The 16,453-nt window shown below is 38.9% G+C and carries 14 protein-coding genes; 9 read left to right on the top strand and 5 right to left on the bottom strand.

Annotated elements, in window-relative coordinates; translation table 11 throughout:
- Positions 1-178 precede the first annotated feature (178 nt).
- The 4 genes from trxB to ABEG20_RS09575 all read left to right on the top strand — a co-directional run bounded on the left by trxB (position 179) and on the right by ABEG20_RS09575 (position 5,250).
- Positions 179-1,135 carry a thioredoxin-disulfide reductase gene (gene trxB, locus ABEG20_RS09590; RefSeq protein ID WP_406827151.1) on the top strand — a complete coding sequence of 319 codons (957 nt, stop codon included), beginning with the start codon at positions 179-181 and terminating at the stop codon, positions 1,133-1,135.
- Positions 1,136-1,779: 644 nt separating this feature from the next.
- Complete coding sequence (locus ABEG20_RS09585) at positions 1,780-3,690, top strand: beta-N-acetylhexosaminidase (protein ID WP_406827150.1); 1,911 nt, start codon at positions 1,780-1,782, stop codon at positions 3,688-3,690.
- Between the two features lie 62 nt (positions 3,691-3,752).
- A complete protein-coding gene (locus ABEG20_RS09580; RefSeq protein WP_406827149.1) occupies positions 3,753-4,349 on the top strand; it encodes a hypothetical protein in 597 nt (198 codons plus the stop codon).
- A gap of 529 nt (positions 4,350-4,878) precedes the next feature.
- Complete coding sequence (locus ABEG20_RS09575; protein ID WP_406827148.1) at positions 4,879-5,250, top strand: diacylglycerol kinase family protein; 372 nt, start codon at positions 4,879-4,881, stop codon at positions 5,248-5,250.
- Here the strand turns inward: ABEG20_RS09575 and ABEG20_RS09570 are convergent.
- From ABEG20_RS09570 to ABEG20_RS09560, 3 genes are all read right to left on the bottom strand, one after another.
- A complete protein-coding gene (locus tag ABEG20_RS09570; protein WP_406827147.1) occupies positions 5,239-5,805 on the bottom strand; it encodes a DUF922 domain-containing protein in 567 nt (188 codons plus the stop codon). The genes ABEG20_RS09575 and ABEG20_RS09570 overlap by 12 nt on opposite strands.
- Positions 5,806-5,906: 101 nt before the next feature.
- Positions 5,907-6,506 (bottom strand): hypothetical protein, encoded by a 600-nt coding sequence (locus tag ABEG20_RS09565; RefSeq protein ID WP_406827146.1) that lies wholly within the window; start codon positions 6,504-6,506, stop codon positions 5,907-5,909.
- Positions 6,493-6,990, bottom strand: a complete 498-nt coding sequence (locus ABEG20_RS09560) for an RNA polymerase sigma factor (protein ID WP_039476083.1) — start codon at positions 6,988-6,990, stop codon at positions 6,493-6,495. The genes ABEG20_RS09565 and ABEG20_RS09560 overlap by 14 nt, the downstream gene beginning before the upstream one ends.
- 158 nt (positions 6,991-7,148) lie before the next feature.
- Between ABEG20_RS09560 and ABEG20_RS09555 the strand changes: the two genes are divergently transcribed.
- From ABEG20_RS09555 to ABEG20_RS09540, 4 genes are all read left to right on the top strand, one after another.
- Entirely contained in the window at positions 7,149-8,522 is a 1,374-nt protein-coding gene (locus ABEG20_RS09555; protein WP_406827145.1) for a dicarboxylate/amino acid:cation symporter, read from the top strand.
- Positions 8,523-8,642: 120 nt separating this feature from the next.
- Complete coding sequence (locus tag ABEG20_RS09550; RefSeq protein ID WP_406827144.1) at positions 8,643-9,143, top strand: hypothetical protein; 501 nt, start codon at positions 8,643-8,645, stop codon at positions 9,141-9,143.
- Between the two features lie 141 nt (positions 9,144-9,284).
- A complete protein-coding gene (locus tag ABEG20_RS09545; RefSeq protein WP_406827143.1) occupies positions 9,285-9,647 on the top strand; it encodes a BlaI/MecI/CopY family transcriptional regulator in 363 nt (120 codons plus the stop codon).
- 5 nt (positions 9,648-9,652) lie between these two features.
- A complete protein-coding gene (locus ABEG20_RS09540; RefSeq protein ID WP_406827142.1) occupies positions 9,653-11,149 on the top strand; it encodes a M56 family metallopeptidase in 1,497 nt (498 codons plus the stop codon).
- 56 nt (positions 11,150-11,205) lie between these two features.
- On the opposite strand, the gene ABEG20_RS09535 is transcribed toward ABEG20_RS09540, so the two are convergent.
- A complete protein-coding gene (locus tag ABEG20_RS09535) occupies positions 11,206-13,866 on the bottom strand; it encodes a carboxypeptidase regulatory-like domain-containing protein (RefSeq protein ID WP_406827141.1) in 2,661 nt (886 codons plus the stop codon).
- Positions 13,863-14,819, bottom strand: a complete 957-nt coding sequence (locus ABEG20_RS09530; RefSeq protein WP_406827140.1) for a GLPGLI family protein — start codon at positions 14,817-14,819, stop codon at positions 13,863-13,865. The genes ABEG20_RS09535 and ABEG20_RS09530 overlap by 4 nt, the downstream gene beginning before the upstream one ends.
- 1,285 nt (positions 14,820-16,104) lie before the next feature.
- Between ABEG20_RS09530 and rplU the strand changes: the two genes are divergently transcribed.
- On the top strand, positions 16,105-16,416 hold the full coding sequence (rplU, locus tag ABEG20_RS09525) for a 50S ribosomal protein L21 (protein WP_039476071.1): 312 nt from the start codon (positions 16,105-16,107) through the stop codon (positions 16,414-16,416).
- Positions 16,417-16,453: the final 37 nt, after the last annotated feature.

Raw genomic sequence — 16,453 nt, 5'->3', positions numbered from 1 at the left:
AGAAACACAAAGCTGGGCGATTTATTTCATTGTGTAAAACCAAGCTACTATGCCCCTTGCTCCATGCTAAAAATCTGGCATGTTAATAAGTAAACTATGTTGACAATGTGCGCTTGTTAACAATTATTTAAAGCATTAAATTTGCACTACGATTAATGAATTTCAAACTTATTATATAATGTCACAAGAAAACGAACACGTTCAGTGTTTAATTATAGGTTCAGGTCCTGCAGGTTATACTGCTGCAATTTATGCCGCCAGAGCTGATTTAAAACCAATCATGTATACGGGCATGCAGGCTGGCGGACAGCTTACACAAACTACAGATGTGGAAAATTTCCCTGGCTACCCACAAGGAATTATGGGACCGGAAATGATGGAAGATTTTCGCAAGCAGGCAGAACGTTTTGGTACCGATATCCGTTTCGGTTATGTAAGCTCGGTAGATTTTTCTTCAAACCCTCATAAAGTGGTAGTCGATGAAATTAAAACCATTACTGCCGATACCGTAATTATTGCAACAGGGGCTACTGCAAAATGGTTGGGTCTGCCTAGTGAGCAACAATATAATGGCTTTGGTGTTTCTGCCTGTGCCGTTTGCGATGGTTTCTTTTTTAAAGGTCAGGATGTGGCCATTGTAGGTGCCGGCGATACCGCTGCCGAGGAAGCAACTTACTTAGCTAAACTTTGTAAAACAGTGCATTTGTTGGTTCGCCGTGATGAATTCAGGGCTTCTAAAGCCATGGTTAGCCGTGTGTTAGCTACGCCAAATATCATAGTACATTACAATACCGAAACGCAGGAAATTTTAGGTAACGGTAAAAATGTAACTGCTGTTAAAGTTTTAAATAATAAAACAGGTGTAGAATCTGATATCGCTGTTGAAGGTTTCTTTGTAGCTATTGGTCATAAACCGAACACTGATATTTTTAAAGGACAGTTGGATATGGATGAAACCGGTTATTTAACCACTAAACCAGGTTCTACCTTGACCAATATCGAAGGTGTTTTTGCCTGTGGAGATGTGCAGGATATGTATTACAGACAAGCGGTAACCGCTGCAGGTTCAGGTTGTATGGCTGCGCTTGATGCAGAAAGATACCTGGCCGCTAAAGAACATCCGGTAGAAGCATAAGCATCATTTTAAAATATTTTGAAAAAGAGAAATTACTAACGGTTTCTCTTTTTTTGTGCCACATTCTTCAAAGCATAATGCTAAGCCCTCTTGTTTTTTGGAAAACAATTACAGTGACTCTTTTTAATGCTAGTCCTGCTTTCCGTTACAAGTCCAACGCTGCGGGCTTTTCACTTCAATGAGGTTTAAATAATTCTTTTCACCTGCTATTTACAGTTGAATAACATGCTGTCTAAAATAATTCTTTTGCACTTTGCAGCCCCTAATAGTTCAACTGGTTGTGCCATCTAAACCCGATCGAAGCGGGATGCCAATTTTCTTCAAATTGGCAGAAGCGGGAGCGGGAGTATCATAACCCAAACGCTGCTGTATCTGATTTCAAAAAAAAAGTCGTCATCTCGATCCGATAGCTATTGGATGAAACGCAGTGAAATGGAGAGATCTACTCGCAAGAAACTTCACTATATAGATTTCTCGGCTGCGTTGCACTCCGCTCGAAATGACGACCACTTAAGATTTATATGTCTTATACATCAAAGTCAAACGGTTGATCAGCATTGTAACAAGAATGTGGGATTTGTAATTTCTCCATAATCTCTATCTTGGTTCAAATAATTAGTTTAAGCTATAAAATCAATACTAAAATGAACAAAGCATTATCTATTTTTATTGGAGTTTTAATCGGTTCAAGTGCATTTGCGCAGCGTGATCCCAACCTGGGGATCATACCTGCTCCCGTATCCGTTACGAGGGCAAGCGGAAATTTCGAATTAGATAAAACCACAGTTTTAGTCAATCAAAGCATTGATGGTGCGAAGATGGCTGATTTATTAAATGCTTTTATTGTGACCAAGGCGGGGTTTGCTTTACGCGAAACTAAAATTACCCAACCTAACCAGAAGGCTATTATTTTAACATCTGTTGGCGCAGATCAATTACCAGCCGAAGGTTATACCATTAAAGTTACACCAAAACAGATTGTTTTAACCGGAAAAGGCGCTGGGCTGTTTTATGCGGTTCAATCGGCTATGCAAATGATGCCAGATAAACTTGCCGATAAAATTACTATCCCTGCCGTTAATATTAATGATTATCCCCGTTTTGCTTATCGTGGAACGATGCTGGACGTAAGCCGTCATTTTTTTCCGGTTTCTTTTATCAAAAAATACATCGATCAGTTGGCTTATTATAAAATCAATACTTTTCACTGGCATTTAACTGATGATCAGGGCTGGAGATTGGAAATAAAAAAATACCCTAAACTCACCGAAATCGGTTCATCGCGTAATGGTACGATCATCGGTAATTATCCGGGTAACGGAAATTACCTTAAGCCGGTAAAAGGTTTTTACACGCAGGAAGAAGCCAAAGATATTGTTAAATATGCAGCTGCTAAATACATCACCGTAATCCCCGAAATTGAATTACCTGGTCATGCTTCTGCTGCTATTGCTTCATACCCAGAATTAAGCTGTTTTCCTGATCGCGATACTTTTATCAGCGATAAAACGCCATGGGCCGGCAGCCGAAAAGGCAAACAGGTGCAGCAAACCTGGGGTGTTTTTGATGATATTTTTGTGCCATCTGCCAATACCTTTACCATGTTAAATAATATCCTGGATGAGGTGATTGCTATTTTCCCTTCAAAATATATCCATATCGGTGGCGACGAAGCACCAAAAACCTATTGGAAAGAATCGCCATTTTGCCAGGCTTTGATGAAAGAAAAAGGTTTAAAGGATGAGCATGAACTGCAAAGTTATTTTATCCAGACGATCGAAAAACATGTAAACAGCAAAGGCCGTTCTATTATTGGCTGGGACGAGATTTTGGAAGGCGGTTTGGCACCAAATGCAACAGTAATGAGCTGGAGGGGCGAAGACGGTGGTATTGCTGCAGCGCAGCAAAATCATGATGTAATTATGACGCCAGGTTCTATGGGTTTGTATATCGATCATAAACAATCTAATTCTCCTGATGAGCCGGTTACCATTGGTGGTTTTGCGCCATATCAGAAAATATATGCTTATGATCCCATTCCAAAAATATTAACTGCCGATCAGCGAAAATATATTAAAGGTGTACAGGCCAATATGTGGACTGAATACATCAAAACCCCCGAGAAGGCGGAAAACCATGCTTATCCACGCATACTGGCTCTGTCGGAAATTGCCTGGTCGCCGGTTGAACGCAAAGATTTGAAAAACTTTAGCGAAGAACGTTTGCCTGTACATTTAGCCCGTTTAGATAAAATAAATGTTAACTATTGGGTACCCACTCCAATTGGCCTGAGCGATAAAAATTTAACAGGAGGTGAATTTACTATTGACCTAAAAGTGCCTGTTAAAGGTGGTAAAATCTATTATTCAATTGATTTATCGCGTCCTTCAGAAAATGCTTTTTTATACACCGGTCCGGTAAAAATTACAGTACCAAAAGGAGAGAAGAGGGTTCTAAAAACAATTGTTATTGCCCCGAGCGGTAGAAGAAGTGTAACTACGGAAACGGTTTTAAATAACGGCGCACCTGACGTTTCAGCAGAAGCAAAGAAATAAAAATAATTGCTTTGATAGGCTAAAATCCTTAATTTGGGACAACTAAAATATCCCTTAATAAAATGAAACCTCAGAAATATACATTACAGCATCTCTTGTGCATCACAGGGATGCTGTTTTGTTTGGCATGCACAGAAGATAAACCAAAAGAAGTAAAGCCAGAAACTGTAAAAGTGCAGAAAAACCCCTTTCCTTTTTATAAAGATATTGAGGTAAAACCCGGATTAAATTTCGAAATTGTAAGTTGGGGAAAAGGAGTGGATTCGATAGGTGGATATCAGATTCTAATGTCCGATTCTATCCATAATCATTACCGTTCAGTAGCTGTTGATCGCTCAGGGATTATTACCGATGCCTGGAACATGGATTTGGATAACGACGGAAATCCGGAATTATACGTTCAGTTACTGAGCAAAAAAAATGTTTCCGATCTCCATGTTTTTGAATACGCAGGCGGCAATTTTAATAAAATCAGTTTTCCTTCTTTAAGTGGAAACCAAAAGAAAGGCTATGCGGGTAACGATAAGTTTTCTATTAAAAATGGCGATCTTTTTCGTTCTTTTCCTGCAAAAGATAGCGCAGATAGTAGTAAAACGGTGACTAAAACTTATCAATACAGGTTAAGTGGTAACAGTTTTTCGACGAGCGAGGTGAAGTAGGGTAGAAGGTGGAAGGTATAAAGGTGGATGGTGCATAGCGTGATGTGTATGGCGTGGCGACAACTTCTAACCAGTTAATCGTCATTTCGACTGAAGCTTACCGATTTTTCACCGGTAGCGAAATGGAGAAATCTTTTAAATTTGATTTTAATAAGTTGTTACAAAGATCTCTTCTCGCCTGTACGGGCAGGCACTTTGCTTTGCTGCGGTCGAGATGAAGGCTTTTCGCCCTCGATGTTATCCTGAGAGATAATTTATTGTATAAAAATCAATAGGATTGACAGATGATTTAGTAAATTTAAAGGCTAGGAGTCATTGTCCTTGTGAGAAGGCTTTTTCAGCCTACAGCTTGCACCAACCTTTCGGGGAAGCAATCTTAAAACGATCGCTACTAGCGTACGCATTAAAATTGCCTCGTGCCTCGCAATGATGATTTTTCTTATTAAAGACTATTATTGGTAAATTATTTCTGCATCAATTTATACTGAGAGATCCTGAAATAAATTCAGGATGACGAATTTCAAAAATAATGAACAACCAAAAATTTTCTATTATAGATCGTATTAAAAGTTTTAAATATGCTTTTCAGGGTTTAAAACTGTTTTTTATGCTCGATCATAACGGGAGGGTTCATCTTTTTGCATCAGTTATTGCGATTGGTTTTTCTTTTTACTTAAAACTTTCTGCCTTAGAGTGGATTGCTATTTTAAGCGTTATATCAGCCGTTATCGTGGCCGAAATTTTAAATTCAGCTATTGAAAAACTGGCTGATGTGGTTTCACCAGATTTTCATCCTAAAATCAAAATCGTAAAAGATCTGGCTGCTGCTGCGGTTTTGGTTGCTGCATGTTTAGCTTTAGCCGTTGGTGCCATTATATTTATCCCCAAATTATTTCTGTAAAGCCAGCGTGGCTGTTCTCGATTCCTCCATTTTATCCTCGATTATCCGGTCCCAGCGGGCCTGCATTTTATGGTTGCTGCCATGCCCGGTTTCTTCATCATAGTTACGCTGCATGGTATCGAAATAAGTACTGATCTGGTTGGCCAGTTCGGCTATCTGCGCTTTATAGTTGCTAACTGAATAATTGCGGTTTTTCAGCACTCTTTCTGCTTCAGAAAGCAAAATATACTGAATGTTTACATGGCCCTGTTCATGGTGTAGTAAACTCGCCCTGACTTCGGGATCTTTAATTTTATCCCACTTTACCCAGGAACGGTTTTTGTCAATACGAACTTCGTTTTTAAGATCGATGACTACTCGGTTTCGATACACCGTACTGTTATAGCTGTACTCCCAGGTCATTGCTGTTAATGCAATAAATGGCGAACGCTCATCAGCTTTGCCTTTAAAATAAGTTTCCCAGTTAAGTTGCACAGGTTGGGTAAAATCCTGTTTAAAACCAAAAGAAAAGGGCAGCAGCAATAATATCGGTATGATCAGTTTTTTCAATAGCATAATTTTTCAACGGTATCTTATCCTGAATTTTTGCCTATTAACCAGTCAAATGATCAGGATTTTGTGTGTCGAATTTTACAACGAAAAAACCGTGCCTAAAATTATTCCGGGGTAGAAATCTGTGCGCTAATGCGCTCAAATTTTTCAATCAGCAAAGCAATCCTCTCCTTTTCTCTCTTAATTACGGCTTTGCGTAAAATGGTTGAGCAGAAAATAATCCAAAGTGCTGTTAAACCAATGGCAATCACTTTCTGTATAGTGTTAAAGTATGCCAGTATTTCTACGAAATAAAATATTATACCCAAAGAAAGGGCAATAGCGTAAAACCAATAAAGCGTATTGTATAGTTTGTAACGGTTTAACTGATAAGTTTTTAAGTTGTTTAAAAACTCGTTGGGATGAGCAGTGAAATCATTTTTTGAAATAAGACGGTAATCGCGGTAAAGAATTAAAGTATAAACGCCGATGGCGATAACGGTAATGCTAATGCCTACATGTGTAGTCCACGATTGGAAGTGAAAGAATATCCATAATGCGGCAATGGCGATGAAAGACAGCAGCATACCCCCAATGTTTAAGGCCGATTTCAGCTTTAATCCATTTACTTCTTTTTTCGCTTGTTGCAACATCTCATCAGCAGAAACCTTAACTTCTACTTCGTGTTTTTGCCACAACTCCTGTATTTGATCAAACGCTTGCATACTGGCTATATAGTTCTGTTAATTTTTGTTTAATACGATGAATTTTTACCCTTAAATTGCCTTCACTGATACCTGAAATATCAGCAATTTCGTGGTACGGGAGCTCATCAAGTACCATGGTAATAATTAAACGATCATTCTCTTCAAGTTTAGAAATACATTTATAAAGCAGGGCTACCTGTTCGTTTTTCTCCGAAAATTCTTCTACTTTATTTTCAATGATGTTATCGGTTAATTCGTCTTTAGCCTGTCTCTTTTCCGATCTCAGGTAAGTTAAACAGGTATTCACTGCGATGCGATAAATCCATGTTGAAATCAAAGATTTATTGCGGAACTTATCCAGATTTTGCCATACCTTCAAAAAAGTTTCCTGTAAGAGATCATTTGCAGCGTCGGTATCGCCAGTATAACCATAACATAAATGGAATATTTTTTTGGAATTCGAATCGAAGATCTGCTTAAATAACTTGTCTTTTTGTTCCATTTAGGAGTTTGTCGTTGCTTTTTAGATGTTGATACACACTTTTTGTTACATGAGGATTTCAAAATAATATATTTTTGATACCTCCTGAACTCAAAATTTGTTACAAGCCGTAAATATCGTAGTTTTACCGAATTAAGTTGCCACAAACTTTTTTATTCATGAAGAAAAACAAACTCACGCTTTTTATTTTTATAGCGCTGATTGCAGGGATTGCATTGGGGTACATTTTAAATGTAAATGCTATCAATGTTTACAATCAGAATATCCTGAATGCCGATGCAAAGGTTAAAAGTATAGATGTAAACATTATAAAATCGACTGATACCACGAGCGCAGTTTACAGCCAGCTTAAAATTGATAAAAAAGCTGCCGCTAAAATCAAAAAAGAAAATGAAGCAATAAGGGAAAAAAAGCTGGAGTTTTTTACCCTGTTAAGCGATATTTTTCTACGCCTGATCAAAATGATTGTTGCACCGCTGGTGTTTACTACGCTGGTTGTAGGCGTTGCCAAAGTAGGGGATATTAAAGCCGTAGGCCGTATCGGCGGTAAAACGCTCGGCTGGTTTTTAACCATGTCGCTAATGTCGCTGGTATTGGGAATGATTCTGGTGAATTTGTTTGAACCTGGCAAGCATATGAAATTATCACTTCCTGATCATCTGGTTGATACCGGGATCCAAAAGGCAGCCATGAGTGTTAAAGATTTTATCGCACATGTATTTCCTAAAAGTATTGCCGAATCGATGGCTAACAATGAAATCCTTCAAATTGTAGTTTTCTCCCTATTCTTTGGCGTGGCAACAGCAGCAATCGGCCCTGCAGGAGCTATTGTAGTTAAGGCTTTTGATGCTATTGCACATGTAATTTTAAAGATGACGGGCTATGTCATGAACTTTGCACCGCTTGCTGTTTTTGGTGCGATGACGGCTATTATTGCTAAACAGGGTTTAAGCGTGCTGAATACCTATGCCATTTTTATTGGTGAATTTTATTTTGGTTTAATCATTTTGTGGGGATTATTAATCTTTCTTGGCTTCCTGATACTCAAAAAACGTATTTTCCGTTTGGTAAACGATATGAAGGAGCCTGCACTTCTGGCTTTTAGTACTGCAAGTAGCGAAGCGGCCTATCCAAAAACAATGATGCTGTTAGAACGCTTCGGCTGTAAGGATAAAATTGTAAGTTTTGTGCTGCCATTGGGCTATTCATTCAATTTAGATGGATCAATGATGTACATGACCTTTGCCTCGCTATTTATTGCGCAGGCTTATGGCATTCATTTAAGTTTCGAGCAACAAATTTCAATGCTGTTAATCCTGATGTTAACCAGTAAGGGTATTGCGGGTGTGCCTAGAGCATCTTTAGTGGTTATAGCGGGTACCATTGCCAGTTTTAACATTCCTGAAGCAGGTTTGGCGTTGTTAATTGGTATTGATCCTTTACTGGATATGGGCCGTTCGGCAACTAATGTGGTGGGTAACAGTATTGCTACTGCTGTGGTCAGTAAATGGGAAGGGGAGTTGAAGGAGTAGGTAGTCTGAAGTCCGGAGTATTTAGTCCTGAGTCTGTTTTAACATTCAATTATTCAATAATGCTCTAATTCGCTCATTCAAAATTCAAGCATTCAAAATCATTCAATAATTCAATACAAAGTGTCAAGTAGAGGAAAAAAAATATTCTTAGCCATTACGATTATCGTGCCGATGATCATTTATTGTTACATCTATTATAAACCAATTATCCAGAATGCACCGTTCCGGAAAAAGGATTTTGTATCGATGGAGTATAAATGGGGTATTAAAGATACCCTGGAAAATCACTATAATTCGGCCACAGGCGAATATCAGTATGTAAATGGGGCAGATTCGGTAATTAAGAAAAAAATCTTTTTAAAGAACGATGATATTCTTTACATGCACGGCAAAGCCAATGAAATTGGACTCTGGAATTTTCCGGATACGATAGGTAAGAAGAGCGAAAAATCAATGGCTGTACCACGTTATGATATCTTGTTCAAGTACAAGGAAAAAACAAAACATGTAGTCATTTACGGCGATTTTGATGGTAATCCAAAATTATTGGATGCTGCAGTGCAAATGCGTAAGGTTGTAGATCAGACGTTGTTACAGGCCGAAAAAAGAAGCGCTAAATAGTCTAAAGTCCATAGTCGGGAGTCCCGAGTCAGATTTAGCTGAAATAAAATACCCATTATTATAGGAAAAGGCCTTAATCTGCTTAGATTAAGGCCTTTTTTATTTAGGATGTTTTCGTATATTTACGATATATTCGTAAAAATGGAAAAATTAACATTGCAGGAAGAAGAAGCGATGCTGGCTGTTTGGCAGGTTGGAAAAGGTTTTATTAAAGATTTTATGGATGTGCTGCCGGAGCCTAAACCGCCATATACCACTTTGGCATCGACTATTAAAAACCTGGAACGTAAAGGATACCTGGTAAGCGAGCGTTTTGCCAATGCCAACCGCTATAGTGCAAAAGTTAAAGAAATAGAGTATAAAAAGCGTTTTATGAGCGGTTTTGTCAATAATTATTTTCAAAGTTCGTATAAAGAGCTTGTTGCTTTTTTTGCCAGGGACAAAAAAATCAGTGCTGCAGAACTTAAAGAGATTATAAATTTAATAGAGCACCCTGAAAAGTAAAGGCTATGCCACATTTCTTTCTCATTTTATTGAAAATTAACCTGGTGCTGATTTTGTTTTCGGCTACCTATTACCTGGTGTTACGGAGATTAACCTTCTATTCCATTAACAGGATGTTTCTGTTATTCGGAATTTTGTTTTCTTCTGCTTATCCTTTTATTAACCTGACCAGTTTGTTGGGCAGCCATAAATCTGTACCTGCATTTGTTCCCGGTTTGAACCAACAGGTGAGGCAGTTGATCAAACAAGATGCAGTTCCGGTATTGTGGCAACTACTTTCGGTATTCTTTTACGCTGGTGTGGTGCTCATGGCGTTGCGGTTAATGGTGCAGTTTATTTCTTTGTACCGTATGCATCAAAATTCTTTGCCCGATAAGTTAAATCAATATCCGGTAAGAATTTTATCAGATGAGGTAAGTCCTTTCAGTTTCTGGCAAACCATTTATATTAATCCGGGCTTGCATAAGCAGGAAGATCTGCCCAATATTTTGGAACATGAACAAGTACATGTGGAACAATGGCATACACTTGATATTATTCTGGCCGAAATTTGTGTGGTTTTTTACTGGTTTAACCCCGGCGTTTGGCTGATGAAAAAGGCCGTACGCGAAAATATTGAGTTTATTACCGATGCCCGTATTTTAAGGAAGGGGATTGATAGAAAAACCTATCAGTATAGTTTGCTCGATGTAGGTGCGTTACAGCCGTCAGTAGCTATTGTCAATAATTTTAACTTATCTGATCTTAAGAAAAGGATCAAGATGATGAATGCTAAGCGCTCCTCAAAATTAAATTTGACTCGCTATATGCTCGCTTTACCTGTTTTGTTGTGCATTACCCTTGCTTTTACCATCGATAAAAAAGCTGTACAGAAAGGTTTGGTACCATTAACCAAAATGGTAATCAATGTGATGCCGCATCAGCAGGCTGAAAATGTTGGGGAAGCCAAAATAAAATCAAAAATTGACAAAAAGAGAAAGACTACAGCACCAATGGTGCATAAAACAGATACCGCTACCACATTTACCTTTGTTTTGAAACAGAATATTGGGGATTCGGCACAGCATAATCTAGTGACTGCAATTCAAAAAAAGGTTGATCATTTTAAATTTAGTTTTAAAACAGATGGCCGTTCAAACAAAAGGGTTTTTGTTAAACAATTCACATTTAACGATTCTGTTCCTGCTAATGAAAGAATTGAGCAGATTATGCTGGCTGATCAGGTAAACGGAGGCTTCGGAAATGTAGCTGATATCAAAGGGAAAAAAGTTACTGCTGTTTTTGTGATGAAATCTACTGTCAACACGAAAGAAAATATCGGGACATTAAAAGATAAACCAGCAGCAAAAGAATCGTCGGTTACCAGTATGAGTTATTATCTGAATGGAAACAAGGTGAGTAAGGCCGAGCTTGATCAATTAAATCCCAATATGATCATGGATCTGAAAATGGATCAAAATGGGCAATCCATACAGATAAATACAAAGCCTTCGGCAAATTAAATTTGTCAACTTTATTAGCAAGGTGCCAGAAAGTTGACAAATTTGCCTTTGATTTATTAAAAATTAAATGTTGCTTTCAGCATGGCCACCCGTCCGGGGATATCATAAGTTCCGGTAGTTAGGGAATTCGCCGAAAGGTAGATGGCATCAAATCTTTTAATATTGGTGAGGTTGGTGATCCCAAATTCAATATCAGTCTTCCTTTTCAGCCATTTGTAGCGCATGTTTGCATCTGCAAAAAGGTACTTCAAATCAGGTTGCGACGATTGCCGGGTGAACAGGTGCTCGGCAGATAAATTCAAATACAGATTTTTAACCGTGGTGATGGCTAAAGCAGATTGTTGCCTCAATTGTTTGAAATTCGTTTTTATCCCATCGGCTACCATGGCTTTATTGTCGGTAACGGCAAAATTAGCAGCGTACGACCAGTTAATGAAGTTGTTCAGCTTAGCATCAATGCCAACTTTGTAAGCCATAGTTTGTGTGTTAAATGGTAGCAGCGCGTTGTTCTGCAGCTGACTGTATTTGCTTTGCGCAAAACTTACGCCGGCATTTACGGTGCTTTTTAAGGTAAACAGGTATTTGCTTGCGTTTGCCGCCAAAGAAAAGTTGCGGATATGGTTATTAAACGGTAATACAATTTTTTGCTGAATATTGTTGCTGAGGTTGTAGGCCGCAATAGTATTCAGTTCAGTATCGCTGTAATTTGCTGTTAAGTTGGCAAATAACATTTGCATGGCTTTTCTAAAGTTAAAACCGGCTCCCAGGTTATGCATTTTGGATTCAGCAATTGGTGCATCGTTGGAAAACAGCGAGCGGTAATTTTTTAAAATTGTACCCCGGTAAACATCACTGATACCGCCCAGATCGTTTCTGAAATTATAATTCGCCGTTACATAATTTTCGGTACTGGTTTGGTATTTTACATTAAACGAAGGATTTATGAATAGTTTATTCAAGCTGTTATCCAATTGGTTAGGTACATCGTTATAGTGGATTTGGTTGTAGCTTAGCGGCAAGCTTAAACTAGCCTTTAACTTCTCGTTGTTATACTCGTATGTAGCGTCAGTATAAATTTTAGCCTTCAGCCAATCAAGGTGATTAACGGTATTACCGTTAACAGGCTCTGTTTGCTGGTTGTTTTGTGTGCGGAAGAGTGTTGAATTAAGCTGCTGCTGTTGCACATTGAAACCTGCTTTATAGGTTTGTACGAAATTGTTTTTTACAAAAGCGAACGATACATAATTATTGGTGTACCAGGTAGGCAGTTTAATATTTTGTGTTAAACCAAGATAGCTGTTTCCATTATTCAAAACATCGGCATTTAGGCCGGGCATAATATTTATGGTTTCGGGTTGCGTAGTGCGGTTTAAGTAGGAGTAGAGGTTGATTACATCCTCCGACTTTAACTTTTTTCTGTAATTAAATTCGTTCGACAAGTCGAAAGTTTCCTGTTTAAGCATCTGGTTGGCTGCAACGTTGTTAATTACAAAATCAGATGAGGTTTTAAATGGTTCATATTCCAATACCAGGTTATTGTTCAGATAGTATTGCTCCGCATTGCCATTTAGATTGAACTGCGCCCTTAGTTTTTGTGGATGAATGGCATTACGCTGCGTTTCAGTATAGCGTATGGTTTGATCGGTAAGATATGTCTCCGAGAATTTATTGTATTCCTGACGTCGCTGATCATATAGATAAGATATGTTTGCCCTCAACTGAAGGTCCGGATTGAATTTGTATAAGTTGTTCAGGTTAATTAAGCCAGCTTTGTTAAAAAGATATCTGCTTTGTGGTAAGGAGGGTACTCCGGCAGCACCTGTAGAGAGCAGTGCGTTGGGTTTATCGTTATCCAGTTTCTTTGCATAATCAGAAAAATTGTGTGCGATAAGATCTCCACCCGGATCAATGCCAATATTGTTTCCTTTTATGTTATTGATAAACTTTAGCTTTTTATTGAACAACATGGCGGTTAGGTTTTCGTCAAACCGGTTGGGCACGCCAGCGCCCACGGTGGCATCGCCCATCACTTTTAACTTAGCTTCATCTTTGATCACCAGGTTTAGGGCAACATCATCGCTCATGTTATTTTTGCGCATCATTTTAATCGGCTGATCATTTTGAATGACCTGTACCTTATCAACTGCCCCATGCGGGATGCTTTTAGTGCCTATATTATATTTATCATCTAACAGATTGTCGCCATCCACATACAGGTTAGATATCGATTTCCCGTTGTAGCTGATTTTGCCATCCTCCGCCACTTCAACGCCAGGCATTTTTTTCAATACATCGCCAATACTTCTGTCCTGCTTATCAGAAAAGTCAGCAGTACGGTAATTTAAGGTATCGCCCCTGGCGTTTAATGAAGGTCTGTTTTTAACGTTTATCGTTTCCAGTGTGGTTTCGCTGGGCTGTAAAATCAGTTCGTAACTTTTAGCAACACCGGTTACCACGGTAGTCAGCTTTTTAAAACCAATACTCGAAACTTCAAGTTTGTAACCTGCAATCGGGTCGTTTTTGAGTTCCATGGTAAAAGCACCATTTTTATTGGTCCTGGTAAAATTGATGATATTGCCTTCAGTATCTTTTAGCGTCACATTAACCGATTCAATACCCTTGCCAACGGCATCTTTTACCGATCCTTTAAGTGGCTTTTGGGCAAAAACAGAAAAGGCTGCCAGCAAAAGCCAGCAGCTTAAAATGAACTTTCTCATTTTTTATCTTCAATTTCTATCGGGTTGTTAATTGAGGCTTTAGCTACTGTAGTGCCTCCAGGGCGTGGCACCTGGTTAGATTTGAAAGAACCTTGCATACCGTTTGCAGCCATTTGCGCCTGCATAAAGCCTTGCGGATCTTGATCGCGGGCGGCTTTAAGTTTATCTAGTTCTTTCCGGGTGGTTTTTATGGCACCAGCAGGTAGCTTAATTTCAGGGCCAAGGTAGCCTGTGCTGATATCCATGCCCATAATTTTTACGGAACCCACTCCGCCATTTGGAGCTGCAATTTTCACTTCTCCATCGGCATTGGTTGTGGCATCTGCTTCTTTTACATTTTCCAGTCCGGCAAATTCAAATTTTATATCCTTTTTATCATCATAAGCTTCTATAATTAAACCAGGCAGGCCATTTAATTTCCATGGACCGCTTTGAAACGGAATTTCGGTAGCAAACCAGGCGATCCAGTTACGGCCTTTAAAATGTGTGGTTGCTTTCTGGCAGGCAACTCCCGAAAAGCTCATTGTATCTTTTAGGATCTTCCAATTAAGGGTTGGGGCGGCTTCTTCAACCAGGTAATTATTAAATACGCGCTCTTTTGTAATCATTTTATGTTCATTCGCAAAAAAGAAATAGTCTTCCTGGGTAAGCGGTGCTTTTGTTTCACTTTTTACTTCAATTTTCACGTTACCGCTACCTGCTTGGTTTTTCATTTGCTCCAGTATTTGCATTTGCATGTTTTTTGCCTGGTTCAGTTTATCGTAACTGGTAAACACCGACGCGTTTTTACCGGTTACCAGCAGCATATTTTCTACTTTGGGTTTATCCCTTTGCGTAGTGTCTGTTATATGTGTAAAAGTGTAGCGCACCCTGGCCAACGCCTTATCTGGTTCCTGGGCCTTTGCCGAAAATAAAATGGCCGTAGCCAAACAGGTAGTTAAAATTCGTTTCATGATCTGGAAATTTAGTTTTCTATTTAATTTTCGTAAATCTACGAAATTTTCGTAATTAAAAAATGTTTTAACATTTTTTAACGGGAGGAAGGTGGGGGATGGAAGATGTAAGATGTAAGATGGAAGATGGGAAATGGATGATTGATAATGGTAGGCTAATGTATTTCATATACGAAGGAGCATCGTCAAGTTTTGGAAATGAATGGCTTGTGGTTCTTGGCTGGCTTCAGTCTTGCTTTATACTTTACTCCGTTACACTTCGTGTTCGCTCCAATCACGTTTAGGAACAAGGGGTTATGCGCCCTGCAACCGAGGAAATGATCTCATCTTGAACGGTGTAGAAGGGGCTGCCATGATGTTAAATAATACATGATAGATATTTTGTAAGTTTTGGAAATGAACGGCTTGTGGTTTGTGGCTGACTTCAGCCCTGCTTTACGCTTTACTCCGTTGCACTTCGTGTTCGCTCCAATCAGGTTTAGGAACAAGGGGTTATGCGCCCTGCAACCGAGGAAATGATCTCATCTTGAACGGTGTAGAAGGGGCTGCCATGATGTTAAATAATACATGATAGATATTTTGTAAGTTTTGGAAATGAACGGCTTGTGGTTTGTGGCTGACTTCAGCCCTGCTTTACGCTTTACTCCGTTGTACTTCGTGTTCGCTCCAATCAGGTTTAGGAACAAGGAGTTATGCGCCCTGCAACCGAGGAAATGACCTCATCTTGAACGGTGTAGAAGGGGCTGCCATGAAGTTAAATAATACATGATATATATTTTGTAAGTTTTGGAAATGAACGGCTTGTGGTTTGTGGCTGGCTTCAGCCCTGCTTTACGCTTTACTCCGTTGCACTTCGTGTTCGCTCCAATCAGGTTTAGGAACAAGGGTTTCTGCGCCTTGCAACCACTGATATCAAATGCCATGTTGGCCGTTTAGGCCCCGGTCCGTTGCAGGTGGGCGGTTGCAGTATTACCCTGCAGCAAGAAGATAGAGGGAAGCTAGGCATATAAGCATAAAACGCGTAGAAACTTAGTTTTTCGTAGTGGCGTTGCGTTCCACTGTATGGATGGCTGAAATGGCAGTAGGGTGTGCTTAGCCGTAGATTATTGAATCATGATTTTCGAAAAGTATAATGTAAAATGGATATTGAAACGCTCAGATACTTCAAATACTGATTGCATATGATTTTAATGAAAAATATTTTTGATATGTGTTTGTGTGTTAATTGAATTTGTTCTATATTTGCACCTCGTTAAATAAAAATTAAAAAACTAATATTTAAACAATGTACGCAATAGTAAATATAGCAGGGCAGCAATTTAAAGTTGCTAAAGACCAGCACCTTTTTGTACACAGATTACAAGGAGATGAAGGCGCTAGTATTGAATTTGATAATGTATTGTTGGTTGATAACGGTGGTGCAATTACTGTAGGTGCTCCTGCAGTTAAAGGTGCTAAAGTTTCAGCTAAGATCGTATCTCATTTAAAAGGTGATAAAGTAATCGTTTTCCACAAAAAACGTAGAAAAGGTTACAAAAAGAAAAATGGTCACCGCCAGTTTTTCACTAAGATTCAGATCTCTGACATCACGTTATAATTAATTGTTAACCCAATAATCCGCTTTTAGCGGGTTA

The organism is Pedobacter sp. KACC 23697 (genome assembly GCF_045348445.1).
Lineage (GTDB): Bacteria > Bacteroidota > Bacteroidia > Sphingobacteriales > Sphingobacteriaceae > Pedobacter.
Note: the sequence above shows the minus strand (reverse complement) of the source record. Positions and strands in the feature narration are given on the sequence as shown.

Excerpts from the sequence above, each read along its gene's own strand:
- ABEG20_RS09540 (WP_406827142.1), top strand. The coding sequence starts at position 9,653 with ATGCCACATTTCTTTCTCATTTTATTGAAAATTAACCTGGTGCTGATT.
- trxB (WP_406827151.1), top strand. The coding sequence starts at position 179 with ATGTCACAAGAAAACGAACACGTTCAGTGTTTAATTATAGGTTCAGGT.
- ABEG20_RS09535 (WP_406827141.1), bottom strand. The coding sequence starts at position 13,866 with ATGAGAAAGTTCATTTTAAGCTGCTGGCTTTTGCTGGCAGCCTTTTCT.
- ABEG20_RS09575 (WP_406827148.1), top strand. The coding sequence starts at position 4,879 with ATGAACAACCAAAAATTTTCTATTATAGATCGTATTAAAAGTTTTAAA.
- ABEG20_RS09580 (WP_406827149.1), top strand. The coding sequence starts at position 3,753 with ATGAAACCTCAGAAATATACATTACAGCATCTCTTGTGCATCACAGGG.
- ABEG20_RS09570 (WP_406827147.1), bottom strand. The coding sequence starts at position 5,805 with ATGCTATTGAAAAAACTGATCATACCGATATTATTGCTGCTGCCCTTT.
- ABEG20_RS09565 (WP_406827146.1), bottom strand. The coding sequence starts at position 6,506 with ATGCAAGCGTTTGATCAAATACAGGAGTTGTGGCAAAAACACGAAGTA.
- ABEG20_RS09545 (WP_406827143.1), top strand. The coding sequence starts at position 9,285 with ATGGAAAAATTAACATTGCAGGAAGAAGAAGCGATGCTGGCTGTTTGG.
- ABEG20_RS09530 (WP_406827140.1), bottom strand. The coding sequence starts at position 14,819 with ATGAAACGAATTTTAACTACCTGTTTGGCTACGGCCATTTTATTTTCG.
- ABEG20_RS09560 (WP_039476083.1), bottom strand. The coding sequence starts at position 6,990 with ATGGAACAAAAAGACAAGTTATTTAAGCAGATCTTCGATTCGAATTCC.
- rplU (WP_039476071.1), top strand. The coding sequence starts at position 16,105 with ATGTACGCAATAGTAAATATAGCAGGGCAGCAATTTAAAGTTGCTAAA.
- ABEG20_RS09555 (WP_406827145.1), top strand. The coding sequence starts at position 7,149 with ATGAAGAAAAACAAACTCACGCTTTTTATTTTTATAGCGCTGATTGCA.
- ABEG20_RS09585 (WP_406827150.1), top strand. The coding sequence starts at position 1,780 with ATGAACAAAGCATTATCTATTTTTATTGGAGTTTTAATCGGTTCAAGT.